This is a genomic window from Streptomyces sp. NPDC051555, assembly GCF_044454405.1.
Lineage (GTDB): Bacteria > Actinomycetota > Actinomycetes > Streptomycetales > Streptomycetaceae > Streptomyces.
In genome coordinates this window covers 877,039-890,113 of the sequence record NZ_JBITDP010000001.1, presented here as the reverse complement: position 1 = coordinate 890,113, position 13,075 = coordinate 877,039, and the positions used below count along the sequence as shown (strand labels likewise).

The 13,075-nt window shown below is 74.6% G+C and carries 10 protein-coding genes; 8 read left to right on the top strand and 2 right to left on the bottom strand.

The genetic code is table 11. From position 1 onward, the window contains the following. The first annotated feature begins 60 nt into the window (after window positions 1-60). Both ACIBEA_RS03770 and ACIBEA_RS03765 read left to right on the top strand, forming a co-directional pair. Complete coding sequence (locus tag ACIBEA_RS03770) at window positions 61-3,201, top strand: AAA family ATPase (RefSeq protein ID WP_399257547.1); 3,141 nt, start codon at window positions 61-63, stop codon at window positions 3,199-3,201. A 271-nt stretch (window positions 3,202-3,472) separates the two neighbouring features. Further along, window positions 3,473-5,332 carry a M1 family aminopeptidase gene (locus ACIBEA_RS03765; RefSeq protein ID WP_399257545.1) on the top strand — a complete coding sequence of 620 codons (1,860 nt, stop codon included), beginning with the start codon at window positions 3,473-3,475 and terminating at the stop codon, window positions 5,330-5,332. A 39-nt stretch (window positions 5,333-5,371) separates the two neighbouring features. On the opposite strand, the gene ACIBEA_RS03760 is transcribed toward ACIBEA_RS03765, so the two are convergent. Beyond that, window positions 5,372-5,935, bottom strand: a complete 564-nt coding sequence (locus tag ACIBEA_RS03760) for an HPP family protein (protein WP_399257543.1) — start codon at window positions 5,933-5,935, stop codon at window positions 5,372-5,374. Between the two features lie 266 nt (window positions 5,936-6,201). On the opposite strand from ACIBEA_RS03760, the gene ACIBEA_RS03755 reads away from it, so the two are divergent. The 6 genes from ACIBEA_RS03755 to ACIBEA_RS03730 all read left to right on the top strand — a co-directional run bounded on the left by ACIBEA_RS03755 (window position 6,202) and on the right by ACIBEA_RS03730 (window position 12,230). After that, on the top strand, window positions 6,202-6,774 hold the full coding sequence (locus ACIBEA_RS03755; RefSeq protein ID WP_399257541.1) for a hypothetical protein: 573 nt from the start codon (window positions 6,202-6,204) through the stop codon (window positions 6,772-6,774). Between the two features lie 318 nt (window positions 6,775-7,092). Further along, window positions 7,093-7,578, top strand: a complete 486-nt coding sequence (locus ACIBEA_RS03750) for a hypothetical protein (RefSeq protein WP_385777334.1) — start codon at window positions 7,093-7,095, stop codon at window positions 7,576-7,578. Between the two features lie 77 nt (window positions 7,579-7,655). Continuing rightward, the gene (locus ACIBEA_RS03745; protein WP_399257539.1) at window positions 7,656-8,207 is read left to right on the top strand and encodes a hypothetical protein; all 552 of its coding nucleotides are present in this window, start codon (window positions 7,656-7,658) and stop codon (window positions 8,205-8,207) included. Window positions 8,208-8,222: 15 nt separating this feature from the next. Beyond that, window positions 8,223-9,446: an MAB_1171c family putative transporter gene (locus ACIBEA_RS03740; RefSeq protein ID WP_399257537.1), complete on the top strand. Its 1,224-nt coding sequence runs from the start codon at window positions 8,223-8,225 to the stop codon at window positions 9,444-9,446. Then, window positions 9,443-11,014: an amidase family protein gene (locus ACIBEA_RS03735; RefSeq protein WP_399257535.1), complete on the top strand. Its 1,572-nt coding sequence runs from the start codon at window positions 9,443-9,445 to the stop codon at window positions 11,012-11,014. Before ACIBEA_RS03740 ends, ACIBEA_RS03735 begins: the two co-directional genes overlap by 4 nt. A 94-nt stretch (window positions 11,015-11,108) precedes the next feature. Then, the gene (locus ACIBEA_RS03730) at window positions 11,109-12,230 is read left to right on the top strand and encodes a hypothetical protein (protein ID WP_399257533.1); all 1,122 of its coding nucleotides are present in this window, start codon (window positions 11,109-11,111) and stop codon (window positions 12,228-12,230) included. Window positions 12,231-12,255: 25 nt separating this feature from the next. Here the strand turns inward: ACIBEA_RS03730 and ACIBEA_RS03725 are convergent, their stop codons facing one another. Further along, complete coding sequence (locus ACIBEA_RS03725; protein WP_399257531.1) at window positions 12,256-13,038, bottom strand: TIGR04222 domain-containing membrane protein; 783 nt, start codon at window positions 13,036-13,038, stop codon at window positions 12,256-12,258. Between the last annotated feature and the right edge of the window lie 37 nt (window positions 13,039-13,075).

Here is a 13,075-nt window from a genome sequence, read left to right as displayed (position 1 = left end):
CCGGCCCCGAATGCGGGTAGCGGACAGCGGTGCGGGTAACGGACACCGGGGGGTGGGGCCATGACGCACGGGACCGTGTTGCTCGGCCGGGGGGCCGAGCTGGACCGGCTGGACCGGGTGCTCGACGGGCGCGCCGGCGTGCCGGCCGTCGTCGACCTCGTCGGCGCGGCCGGGATCGGCAAGAGCCGGCTGCTCACCGAGGTGTGCGCGCGGGCCCGCGGCCGCGGCCTGACCGTGCTGCGCGGTCGGGCCACCGAATACGAACAGCACATTCCCTTCCGCCTGTTCACCGACGCCTTCGCCGATCTGGATCCGGAGTCGCTGCGCGCGGTGGCGGCCGAGGCCGAGCCGGTGGGGCCCGTCCTGTACGGGGTCTCCGCGCCCGCGGAACACGGGCCGGGCGTGGGCGTGGGCACGGGCGCTGGTACGGGCTCGGGCTCGGGCCCGGGCAGTGACCACGAGCCGGGACCTGGTTCCGGCCCGGGCGCGCTCGCGGCGGCGGGAGCAGCGGCGGAGGGGGGCGCGGAACGTACGGGTCCGGGTGCTCGGGCCCGGCACCGGCGGGACACCTCGGCCCCGGCTGACCGGTTCTCCCTGCACCGCGCGGTGGCCAGGCTGCTCGGCGCCCTCGGCGCCCTCGGCGGCGAACACGGCGGCGGACGCGGCCTCCTCATCGCCCTCGACGACCTCCACTGGGCCGACCCGGCCTCCCTGGAGCTGCTGGACCACCTCGTGCGGCACCCGCTGCGCGCCCCCGTCACGATCGTCGTGGCCCGGCGCGACCGCCAGACCTCGCCCTCCCTCGCCGCCGCGCTCACCCGGGGCGCCGACACCGGCGCCGTACTGCGCCTGGACCTCGGCCCCCTCGACGAGCGCGTGTGCGTGGAGCACCTCGCACCGGGGCTGGCGCCGGCCCGCGCCGCCCGGCTGTACGCCGCGAGCGAGGGCAACCCGCTCTACTTCCTGGCCCTGCTCCAGCAGCAGCCCGGCCCGGCGCTGCCCACCGGCGACCTCGGCGCGCTGCTCCTCGACGAACTCACCCCGCTCACCGCCGCCCAGCGCCGCACGGCCGAGGCCGTCGCCGTGCTCGGGGACCGCGCCACGCCCGCGCTGCTGGCGGTCGTCGCCGAGGCTCCGGACGCCGCCGTGCTCGACGCGGACCTGGCCGTACTGGCCCGGCGGGACCTGCTGCGGCCCGCGCCCGGCGGCAGCTGGTCGCTGCGCCACCCGGTGCTGCGGACCGTGGTCCACGAGCACACCGAGCACCGGCGGCGCACCGGGATGCACCGGCGGGCCGCCGCCGCCCTGGCCCGGGCCGGCACCTCGGCCGCCGCGCGGGCCCCGCACGTCGAGCGGGCCCTGACCGGGTGGGACCCGGAACTGGCCGCGGTCCTGCTGGAGGCGGCGGGGCAGTCGGAGACCACCGCCCCGGCCAGCTGCGCGCACTGGCTGGAGGTGGTGCTGCGGGTGCTGCCGGACGCCCCCGGTCACACGGGGCGCCGGCTGGACCTGCTGTTGCGGCGGGCGCGGGCGCTGAGCGTCTGCGGCGAACTGCGCGAGAGCCGCGACCTGTTGCGAGAGCTGATCGCGCAGACGTCCGCCGGCGAGGACGACCGGGTGCGCGCCGATGCCGTGACCCTGTGCGCCTCGATGGAGCGCCACCTCGGCCACTACGGGGCCGCGGTCGCACTGCTGCGGCGCGAGCTGGACCGGGTGCCCGCGCCGCGGCCGGCCGCGGCGCTCGCCCTCGGACTCGAACTCAGTTCGTCGACGCCCCACTCCCTCGACTACGCGGAGGTCCGGAGCACCGTGGAGCGGACCTTCCACCTGGCGGAGCGGCTCGGTGACGCCCCGGCCGCCGCGGGCGCGCTGGCGATCTCGGCGCTCGGCGAGGCGTACGGCGGGAACGTGAGCACCGCTCTGGGCTTCATCGACCGCGCCGCCGACCGCGTGGACGCGCTGGCCGACCACGAACTCGCCGACATGTGCGAGCCGTTGTCCCGGCTGAGTCTGGCGGAGTTCTACCTGGAGCGGTTCGAGGACGCGGAGCGGCACGCCGATCGCGGACTGGCCGTCGCCCGCCGCAGCGGCCCCCTGCACATCATGGCGCACCTACTGCTGTGCAAGGCGGCCGTCCACATGAACACCTGTCGGCTCGACACCGCCCTGGACCAGACGGACGAGGCGGAGAGCATCGCCCGCGGCATCGGCAGCGACCAACTCCTCGCCCTGGTCCTGGCGAACAAGGCGCAGGTGCTGATCGCGTCCCTGCCGCCGGGCGACCGCACCTCCCTCACCGTCGCGGAGGAAGCGGTCGCCCTCGCCGGACCGTCGACCAGCTGGTGGAGCTCGCTGGTGTGGTACGTGATGAGCTACGCCGCCCTGCACAGCGGTGACCCGGTCCGGGCCCGGGCCGCGATGCTGCGGGCGGGCGGCGGGCCGGAACTGGCGGGCCTCCAACCCTCGATGCGGCCCCTGCTGCTGGAGGCCCTGGTCACCGCCGCGGTCACCACCGGGGACCTGGCCGCCGCCACCGGGTGGGCCGCGCTGGCCGGGCAGGACGCGGAACGCCTCGGGCTGCCCGGCCAGCGGGCCTCGGCCCTGCGCAGCGCCGGCCAGCTGCTGGCCGGCCGCGGAGAGCCCGCCGCCGCGGCGCGGCAGTACGCCCGGGCGGCCGAGGAGGCCGCGCGCGCGGGCGCGACCCTGTGGGAGGCCCAGGCGCTGCTGATCGGCGCGTCGTTGACGGCGCAGGCCGGCGATCCCGGCGCGGCGGCGGGCCCGTGGGAGCGGGGCCGCGGGATGGCCGAGGCGGGGGGCTCCCGCCTGCTGACGGGACTCGCGGACCTGTTCCCCCCGGCGCCCGCGGTCCCGCGGCCGCTCGCGACGCTCGCCCCGTCCGCCGCTCCCCCGCCCCGGCCCGCCGACGCCTCCGGCCCCGGACCCGACGCCTACACCGACTCCGCCCCCGCCGGGCCCTCCCGCCCCGCGCCCGCCCCGCCCGCTCCCGCCCTGCCCGGGCTGACCCCGCGCGAGCGGGAGATCGCGGCCCTGGTGACGGAGGGCCTCACCACCCCGGCGATCGCGGCCAGGCTCTACCTGAGCCCGCGCACGGTCGACACCCACCTCTCGCACATCTTCCGAAAGACGGGCGTCGCCAGCCGTTCGGCGCTGGCCGCCCTCGCGGCCCGCACCACCACCTGAGCCGCCAACACCCCGCCCACCGCGCGGACTTCGCCACCGGGCGGGAGGCGGGGAACAGCTGGGAACACCTTTACCTATCCCGGATGGCATGTCCTGGTCACGTCTGCCAGGCTTCCGCCTGCGTCCCCTGACCCAAGGGAACGCGCCAGACATCTCACCCCAGCGATCGCGCGAGCGATGCGCGCAGCCCGCGGCTGCCCGCCGGCCCACCCGAGCCGGTCGGGCCGCCACCGAGCAGGCCGTCATCCCGGCCGTCTCAAAGGAGTTCCGAGTGAGAACGACCCCCCACAAGACCCTTGCCGCGACGGCACTCGCCGTCGCGGCGCTGACCGCCGCCACGCTCTCCGGCAGCCCGGCGACGGCCGCACCCCGGCCCGCCCCGGTCGCCGCCGCCTGCACCCCGACCCAGGTCGTCGCCAACGGCGGTTTCGAGAGCGGCACTTCGCCCTGGACCCAGTCGCAGACCAGCATCATCACCAACCGCGCCGGGCAGAGCGCCCACGGCGGCACCCGGTTCGCCTGGCTGAACGGCGTCGGCAGCACCCACACCGACACCCTCTCCCAGAGCGTCACGATCCCCTCCGGGTGCAGCACCGCCACCCTCACCTTCTGGCTGCACATCGACACGGCCGAGACGACCACGTCCACGAAGTACGACAAGCTGACGGCGAAGATCGGCACCACGACGCTGGCGACGTACTCCAACCTCGACAAGAACACCGGCTACGTGCAGAAGTCGCTGGACGTATCGGCCTTCGCGGGCCAGACCGTGAGCCTCGCCTTCACCGGCACCGAGGACTCCAGCCTCCAGACCAGCTTCGTCGTCGACGACGTCGCCCTCGACACCTCCGGCGGCACCACCCCGCCCGGGGACTCCACGCGCACCCCGTCCGCGCCCGCCTACACGGTGAACCTCACCAGCAACGCGAGCGGCACCGGCTGGACCGGTCACGAGAGCGCGACCTTCACCAACGCCTCGGCGACCGCGCTCGGCGAGGTGTACCTGCGGCTGTGGGACAACTACCACGGCACCTGCGCCGCCATGCCGATCTCGGTCACCAACGTCACCGGCGGCACCGCGGGCGCCCTCTCGGTCGGCTGCACGGCCCTCCAGATCACCCTGCCCGCCCCGCTGGCCCAGGGCCAGAGCGCCACGATCGGCTTCGACCTGGGCATCACGGTCCCCAGCGGTGCGGACCGCTTCGGCTACGACGGCGCCTTCAGCATGGTCGGCAACGCCCTGCCCGTGCTCGCGGTCAAGGACGGGGCCGGCTGGCACCTGGACCCGTACACCAACAACGGCGAGTCCTTCTACGCGCTGGCCTCCGACTTCAAGGTGACCCTCGACCACCCGAGCAGCCTGCTCGTACCGGCCACGGGCGGCTCCGTCGACACGCCCGGGACCAGCGGCCGGACGGTCACCACCGCGACCGCCACCAAGGTCCGCGAGTTCGCCTGGGCGGCCGGCCCGTTCAGCAGGATCTCCGGCACCTCGGCGGCCGGCACCCCGGTCAACATCTACTCCGTCTCGGGCATCAGCTCGGCCGACGCGCAGTCGATGCTCAGCACCGCCAAGTCCGCCGTGGACGCGCACTCGGCCCGGTTCGGTGCCTACCCGTACGGCGAGTTGGACGCGGTGATCGACAACAACTACTGGTTCGGCGGCATGGAGTACCCCGGCTTCGTCCTCGACCTGGTCAGCACCACGGCGCTGACCCACGAGATCGCCCACCAGTGGTGGTACGGCATCGTCGGCGACGACGAGTACACCAGCCCGTGGCTCGACGAGTCGTTCACCGACTACGCCACCGACCTGGCGCAGAACAAGACCGGCGCGAGCTGCTGGAACAGCGTCTCCTGGTCCGGGACGGCCGAGAAGATCACCAACTCGATGGGCTACTGGGACGCCCACTCGTCCCGCTACTCCACCGTCGTCTACGGCTACGGCAAGTGCGCCCTGCACGACCTGCGCCGCGTCCTGGGCGACACCGTCATGGCCAAGCTGCTCAAGGACTACGCCGCGGCCCACTGGTACGGCGTCTCGACCACGGCCGAGTTCAAGGCGGCCGCCCAGGCCGCCACGACCACGGACCTGACCTCCTTCTGGACCCAGCACCGCATCGAAGGCTGATGCCGACCCGCTAGTGCTGTGGACTCACCGGTGCCCCGCCTACCACCAGTAGGCGGGGTACTTCGGCGCCTTGGGTCGTACGCGCGAGGCGGCGTACCCCGCGCCGACCACGAGCACGCTCGCACCCAGCAGCAGGGGCACGAAGCGGGTGGGAGCGGGGCTCTGGAGCACGACGATGACGGCGGTCGCACAGGCCGGCGAGTGCGGGGTCCGGGCCACCATCAGCACCGCGAGGGTGATGCCGGCCGCCACCGCGGCGGCCCACGCACTGCTGCCGGCCGCGGCGAGCACCCCGTACCCCACGACGGCGCCCAGCAGGTGTCCGACGACCACGCTGCGCGGCTGGGCCAGCGGCAGGGTCGGCACGCTGTTCACCAATGCCGCGCTCGCGGCCAGCGGCGGTATCAGCACCGGTTCGTGGATCATCGCGCCGATCGCGACCAGCCCGAGCAGCACGGCGGTCGCCGCGCTGGTGATGTGCAGCGCGGCGAGCGGCCCGGGCCGGGCCGGGGGCCGCGCCGGCAGCGGATGCGGGTGGGGGTGCTGGTGGGGGTGAGGGTGGGGCAGTGCGGTGGGCACGGCGGCGGGGGCGTCGGCACGCATCTGGACGATCTCCGGGAAAACGGCTGGCAGGCCGGGGACGGGCGGGCACGGGGTGGAAACGGTCTGTGCCGCGAGGGGCGAGCCTGTGATCGACAGCTGCTGTGACCCGGCACGCTCCCCGGTCGGGGCGGGTGCCGTCCGCCGGCGACTCTATCCGGCGGCCCGCGCGGGGCGGCGCGGAGGGTGTATGACATCCCCTGACCCCGTTTCCGACGCACCCCGTTTCCGACACACCCCGTTTCCGACACACCGGGAGACCGACCGCCATGGCGATGCAGCCGCCGCCCCCGACACCGCGACCCGATCCGGCGCCCGTCCCGCCCGGCGGGCCCGCGCGGGTGCTCGCCGAGCTGACGGCGGTGGTGGCCGCCGCGGGCCCGGATGCGGGCGGCGTGCTGTGGCGCATGACGCAGACCCCCCGCGGCCTGGACGCCAACATCGTCCGGCTCCGGTCGGGCGCGGTCATCGCGGAGCACACCGATCCGGCGCTCGACGTCCTGCTGATCGTCTTCGAGGGCGACGGCTTCCTCGGCACGCCCGGGGGCAGCACCGCGCTGGGCGCCCGTACGGTGCTCTGGCTCCCCCGGCACGCCCGGCGCTCGCTCGGAGCGGGTCCGACGGGGATGCTCTACGTGACCGTGCACGTCCGCCGTCCCGGCCTCGCCATCACCGCCGCGCCCGGCTCGGGGGTCCTCGGGAGCACGCGGGGCCTCGGGGAGAGCGAAGAAGGCGGAGAAGCGGCTTGCCTGCTGGACCGGGTCTGTGCCGACTGCGGCCGTCTCGCCGGCGAACGGGACGCCCTGTACTGCTCACGTTGCGGAGCGCGCCTGCCCCACTGACCCCGGGCACCCCGGGACCGCCCCCGCGGCCGGTCAATTCCCGTCCTTCGCGGAGGGAGATGGAGATCTGCCCTCCCACCCGACTAAGGTGGTCGTGAGAGCCCGGATACCGCACCCCCGTCGGTATCCGGGCTTTCGTCGTGCCCGAAGCCGGCTCCCGTCGCACCGAACCGTGCGGTCCGGCGGCCGGAGCACTGCGACCGGAGCCTCCCGGCTCCCCCAACACGCCGCTTTCGGACACCTGTTGGCCTGATCCGCTGCGCCGCGCCAGCCGGGGCTCAACTATAGTTTAGCCCGGTCGAGAGGAAGCAGCGCACCGTGGCACCAGCAGTCGAGGGTCCGGACGACGGGACCGCGGAGAGGTCCCCGGCACCCGTTCCGGGTGCGGGAGCGCCGTTCAGCGATCGACTGAACTACCTGTTCGACCGCGTACGTCCGCCTGGTGCGAAGGAGTTCAGCAACGCCCACGTGGCCCGGACCATCTCGTCGTACGGCAAGGAGAGTTGCACCGGTGCCTACGTCGGCATGCTCCGCAAGGGCGAACGGACCCCGACCATCACGCTCGTGCCCCTCTTCGCCCGGTTCTTCGGCGTGGAAGCGGGCTACTTCGTCGAGGACGAGGTCACCAGGAAGGTCACCGACCAGTTCGAACTCCTGCGCAAGCTCAGCGAAGCGGGCGTCAAGGAGATCGCCCTGAGGTCGATCGGCCTGTCCGCCAAGAGCCTCGGCAAGGTACTCGAAGCGATCGAGGTCGTGCGGGAACAGGAGGGGCTGCCCCCGCCCGGCGGGAAACACGCGCCGTGACGCGCAGCCGCAGCCGGACCCCCGTCCGCCCCTCCGTCCGCCCATCCGTCCGTCCGCCGATCCCGAGAGGAAGCCGCATGTGGCGACGCCGTCGCGACCGTCGATCCGACATCGGAGCCGCCGACGCCTTCGCGGCCGAGCGGCGCGGCAGGGCGTACCTCGACGCCTTGCGACTCCCGGCCGTCGCCAGCGTGTTGGACCTGGTGCCGTTCATGGAGGAGCGGTTGGAGCGTTCGATCCGGCTCGTGCCCTTCACTCCTGACGCCTCGGACCCGGACGCCCTCGACGCCTCGGCCCCCTGCGGGCTCTGGCTGGCCACCGAGTCCACGGACTACGTCTTCTACGACACCGGTATCAGCAGGCCGCACGCCGAGATCATCGTCGCGCACGAGTTCGCGCACATGCTCAGACAGCACCGCGGCACGGCGTCCTTCTCCACGGGGACCCTGGGCGGTCTGATCACCGACATCGATCCGAGCACCGTCCAGCTCGTCCTCGGCCGCACCCGCTACGACAACCCGGAAGAGTTCGAAGCCGAGATGCTCGGTTCGCTGCTGCAGGAGCACGTGAGCACGCCCCGCCGCGGCGACCAGACCACCGACCCCATAGCCCGTACGCTGCTGCGCTGACCCGGATACGAGCCCGTGAAAGACATACTGCACCCTTTGTGCCTGCTGATCGCCGGGACGGGATTCCTCTTCCTCCTGCGCGACCTCGGCAAGAGCCGCCGCGACCCCGCGCTGGTCGCCCTGGCGTTCACCTACGGCTTCTCCGCCCTCAGCTACGCCATCTCCCTCACCTGGGTGTGGGTGCGCATCGACGGCACGCTCGGCGTCACCAACATCGCCGTCCCGCTCGCGCAGAGCTGCGTGGTCCTCGTCCTCGCGCTCCAGGGCACGGTGCTGGCCCACTGGTCCAAGCCGCTCGCCGAGGCCCGGCGCCGCGGCCGCCTGCTGCTCACCGCGGCCGCCGTGGTCATCGTCTGCATGGGCGTGCTGTTCGTCCTCCTCACGCCCGCGACGCAGCGGCCCACCGACTTCTCGCTCTACTACGCCCACGACCCCTTCTTCCAGACCTACCTGACGCTGTACATCGGCACCTACACCGCCGCCGAGTTCTACCTCGCCCGGTCCTGCTGGAAGTACGCCCGTACCGCCTCCAGCCCCTCGATCGCCCGCGGCCTGCGCCTGACCAGCATCGGCGCCGTCATCACCCTGGGGTACAGCGCGATCCGGATCGGCGCCGTCCTCGGCGCGGTCTTCGACTTCAGCGTCCAGCGCCTCGACCCGTACGCCTGGCTGTGCGGCGACATCGGGGCCGCCCTCACCCAGGTCGGCTACTTCCTGCCCACCCTCACCCAGCGGACCACCGCGGTGCGCGGCTGGTGCACGGCGCACCTGCGCTACCGGCGGCTGCACCACCTGTGGTCGGCCATGGACCGGGCGGACCCGGGGATCGCCCTGCGCCGCCCGGCCCGCCAGCGCGACGAGCTGCTGCGCGGTCGCAGCGCCCACTTCCCGCTGCTGCGGCGGCGCGTGGAGATCCGCGGCGGCCAGACGCTGCTGCGCCGCTACCTGGACCCCGCCGTCCGGGCCGACTCCGAGGTCCGCCGCGGCGCGGCGGGCCTGACCGGTGCGATGCTCGCCGCGGCGGTCACCGCCGACCAGATACGCGCGGCCCTCGTCCGCCACCACGCGGGCGAACCGGTCGACGCTCCGACCGACTACGCGGACGCCGACCTTCCGCTCGCCACCCCGGAGGACGAACTGCTGCACCTCCAGCGGGTCGCCGCCCACTTCACCCCGCCGGGGCAGGGGACGCCCGCCCCCGGCGACCCGCACAGCGCCCCGTCAGGAGCCCGCACGTGATCTTCCGCCGCACCCTGCTCGTCGCGTCGACCGTCGTCGCCGCGGCGGCGGCCATGACCTCCTCGGCCGACGCCCGGCCGCGCGCCTCCGGCAAGCCCCCGCGCACACCGCTGCACCTGGCCCCCGCCCACGAGCAGCTCGCCGCGCTGCGCCGGGGCGAGATCACCAGCCGTGCGCTGCTCCAGCAGTACCTGGACCACCACGACGCGGTGAACCCCGGGCTCACGGCCGTGGTCACCCTCGACGTCGGCGCCGCCCGCGCCGCCGCCGACCGGGCCGACCGGCACCTCGCGCGGACCGGGAAGCCCCTCGGCGCCCTCCACGGCCTGCCCATGACGGTGAAGGACGCCCTGGAGACGCAGGGGCTGCGCACGACCTGCGGTGCGCCCGACCTCGCCGACCACGTGCCCGCCCGGGACGCCGACGCGGTGGCGCTGCTGCGGGCCGCGGGGGCCGTCGTCTTCGGCAAGACCAACGTGCCGGTGATGTGCCAGGACATCCAGACCGCCAATCCCCTCTTCGGGACCACGAGGAACCCCTTCGCCGCCGACCGTACGGCGGGGGGCTCCTCCGGCGGCCCGGCCGCGGCGGTGGCCGCCGGGCTCAGCGCCGTCGAGATCGGCTCCGACCTGGCCGGTTCGCTGCGGCTGCCCGCCGCCTACTGCGGGGTCTACGCGCTGCGCACCTCCCGCGGCGCCACCCCGATCGTGCCGACCCGCGGCCACATCCCGAGGCCCCCGGACTGGGCCACCAGCAGCGACATGCTCACCCTGGGGCCCGTCGCCCGTACGCCCGAGGACCTCGAACTGCTGCTGGACGTGCTCGCCGCGCCGGCCCCGGCCGACGGCGCCGCCTGGAGGATCGACCTCCCCGCCGCGCACAGGACCCGCCTCGGCCAGTACCGCGTCGGCATCTGGGCCGATGACGCGTACTGCCGCGTGGACGCCGACACCCGCGCGCTGCTGGGCCGGGTCACCGACCTCGTGCGCCGGGCCGGCGCGCAGGTCGACGACGCGGCCCGCCCGGTGGACTTCGCCGAGAGCGACCGGCTGTTCCAGCGGCTGCTGTACGCGACCTCGGCCGCCAGCGCGACGGACGCGGCGTACGCCGCCGAGGTCGCGGCGGCGGAGAAGGTCCCGGCCGATGATCCCGGCGGCCTCTACCTGCACGCGCGGACCATGCGGCACCGGGACTGGTGCGTGGCCGACGAGGCCCGGCAGCGGTTGCGCGCCGCGTGGGCCGCGTACTTCGCCCGGCACGACGTCCTGATCACCCCGGCCGCTCCGACGGCCGCCGTCCTCGACCAGACCTCCGTCCCCGTACCGGGGCGGTTCATCACGGTCGACGGGGTGCGGCGGCCGTACTTCGACCAGACGAGTTGGGTCAATCTGGCCGGGCCGGTCGGGCTGCCCGCGCTCGTCCTGCCCGCGGGCACGACCGCGGCCGGACTGCCCCTGGCCGTGCAGGTCATCGGGCCGTACCTGGCGGACCGGACGGTGATCTCGGTGGCGAAGCTGCTCGCGCGGGTCCTGCCCGCACCGCCACAGGCCCCGGCGCTCCGCGTCTGACGGGCCCCCAGAACCGGGGCCGTCTCGCCTGACACGGGGGTGCAGACGGGACGGCCCCGCACTACGTCCATGCTCGACCAACAGGGGGAAACACATGCGCAAGACCATGTCCGCGGCCGGGGCCGCGGTCATCACGGCCGGGCTGATCGCGGCGGCGGGACCGGCCGCCGCGTCCGGGGCGGCTGCGACGGCGGGTGCCGTGTGCAAGCCCGCCGTCAAGGCACTGGAGGAACTGGGCACCACCGGTCGGACCAGGCCCTACGCGCTGGGCACCTCGGACCGGACGGTGGGCACCTCGAACGACGTGCCCGCCTTCTGGGAGGGCGCCCGCGTCTTCCGGGTGCCGCTGCCGACCGGCTGGGCGAAGGGCAGCGTCCGCGCGATCAACGCCAAGGGCCTCATGGTCGGCGTCCTCGACCGGGCGAACGACCAGGAGCACGCGCTGTTCAGCTACCGCAAGGGGGACCGGCAGGTGACCCTGCTGACCGCTCCCGCGCAGGGCCCGTACGCCGGGATCGGCGTCAACGACGCGGGGCGGGTGGCCGGCTTCGACGGCCTGACCCCCCGGGAGTGGCAGGACGGCCGGCTGGTCCGCGAGCTCCCGGTGCCGCCGGGCGTCCACCCGGCCACCCGGATCCAGCAGGTCACCGGGATCAACAAGCGCGGCGATGTGCTCGGACTGGCGTACGCCTACTACAGCGACGACAGCGGCAACGAGATCTGGGAGACCTACCCGGTTCTCTGGCCCGCGGGCGGCGGCCCGGCCAAGGCCCTCGCGACGAGCGGCGTGCCGTACATCAGCCGCTCCAACACGCTCGCGGGCATCGACGACCGCGGTGTGGTCGCGGCCACCGACGTCGACTCCTACCACGGCGGGTCCCACGAGCGGGGCTTCGTCTGGAAGGCGCCCTACACCGCCGCGCCGACCGCGCTGGCGAAGCTCTCGGGACGCGACGAGCTGGAGGTGACGGGGATCAGCCCCACGACCAACAGGCTGGTGGGGACGGCCCGGACGTACCTCGACGTCAGCGAACCGCACGCCGCGGTGCCGACCTTCCAGGCGGGCGGCGGACCGGTGCAGGCGCTCCCCGTGCCCCGCCGGGACATCGACGAGGGCCAGGCCTTCGCCGTGTCCGACGACGACCGGGTCGCCGGAACCGTCTCCGGGAAGCCGGTGGTGTGGACCTGCGCGAGCAAGCAGGCCTACACGCCGTAGGAGCGGGCCGGGCGCCCGAGACGGCCTAGCCGCCGCAGGTCACGACCCCGCAGGAGGAGCCGCCGCCCCGGTCCATGGGTTCCCTCGGCGGCCGGGCGAGCAGGCCGCTCTCGTCGGTGAACCTCGGCAGCTGCTCGCGCAGCACCGGGGTGCCGAACAGTGCGACGTTCAACAGGAGTGCGGCGGGTGCGCGGACGGTCGCCCGCCGGACCCCGATCCGTTCACCGCGCAGTCGGCCCAGCAGCGCCGCGCCCTTGTGGGTGCGGCGCGGCAGGGCGCCCAGCACCAGGGCGAACGCGCCCGCGAGGAGGGCGAGCCAGTGCCACGGCGGGTCCGCCCCCTCGACCAGCGCCCCGACGACCGCCGCGCCGAGGGCGGGCAGCAGCACGACCCGTACGGCGACCACCCGGCGGCGGGTCAGGAGCAGTCCGGTCCGTTCCGCTTCCCGGGCCTCCGGTGCGACCGCCCGGCTCACCCGCTCGATGACCCAGAGGCGACGCGGGTGCATGTGCCCGAACAACACGTTGTACTGGGCCCGGGCGAGCCCGGAGCCGCCCCGGGGCGCCGCGGTGTCGACGCGCCGGACCGCCGCCGGCCACGCCGTCTCCACCGCGCCCACCAGGTGCAGCTCCACCAGCGCCGTCTGTAGGGCCGCCCGGCGGCCGCCGCGCAGCAGGGCGATCTCGACCGGGGTCAACGGCCGCTGCCGGGACGGGTCGGGCGCGGGCCGCGCGCCGAACCCGAACCGCATCAGGGCGGCGACCACCAGGAGCGACCAGGCCGCCCCCACGGCTACTTCGGCAATCATGGTCTGCGACCAACTCCCCCACGGCTGCGCCCACATG

What these genes read in the sequence shown, in the direction of transcription:
- ACIBEA_RS03725 (WP_399257531.1), bottom strand. Translation starts at nt 13,038, where the DNA reads ATGATTGCCGAAGTAGCCGTGGGGGCGGCCTGGTCGCTCCTGGTGGTC.
- ACIBEA_RS03730 (WP_399257533.1), top strand. Translation starts at nt 11,109, where the DNA reads ATGCGCAAGACCATGTCCGCGGCCGGGGCCGCGGTCATCACGGCCGGG.
- ACIBEA_RS03760 (WP_399257543.1), bottom strand. Translation starts at nt 5,935, where the DNA reads ATGCGTGCCGACGCCCCCGCCGCCGTGCCCACCGCACTGCCCCACCCT.
- ACIBEA_RS03755 (WP_399257541.1), top strand. Translation starts at nt 6,202, where the DNA reads ATGGCGATGCAGCCGCCGCCCCCGACACCGCGACCCGATCCGGCGCCC.
- ACIBEA_RS03745 (WP_399257539.1), top strand. Translation starts at nt 7,656, where the DNA reads ATGTGGCGACGCCGTCGCGACCGTCGATCCGACATCGGAGCCGCCGAC.
- ACIBEA_RS03770 (WP_399257547.1), top strand. Translation starts at nt 61, where the DNA reads ATGACGCACGGGACCGTGTTGCTCGGCCGGGGGGCCGAGCTGGACCGG.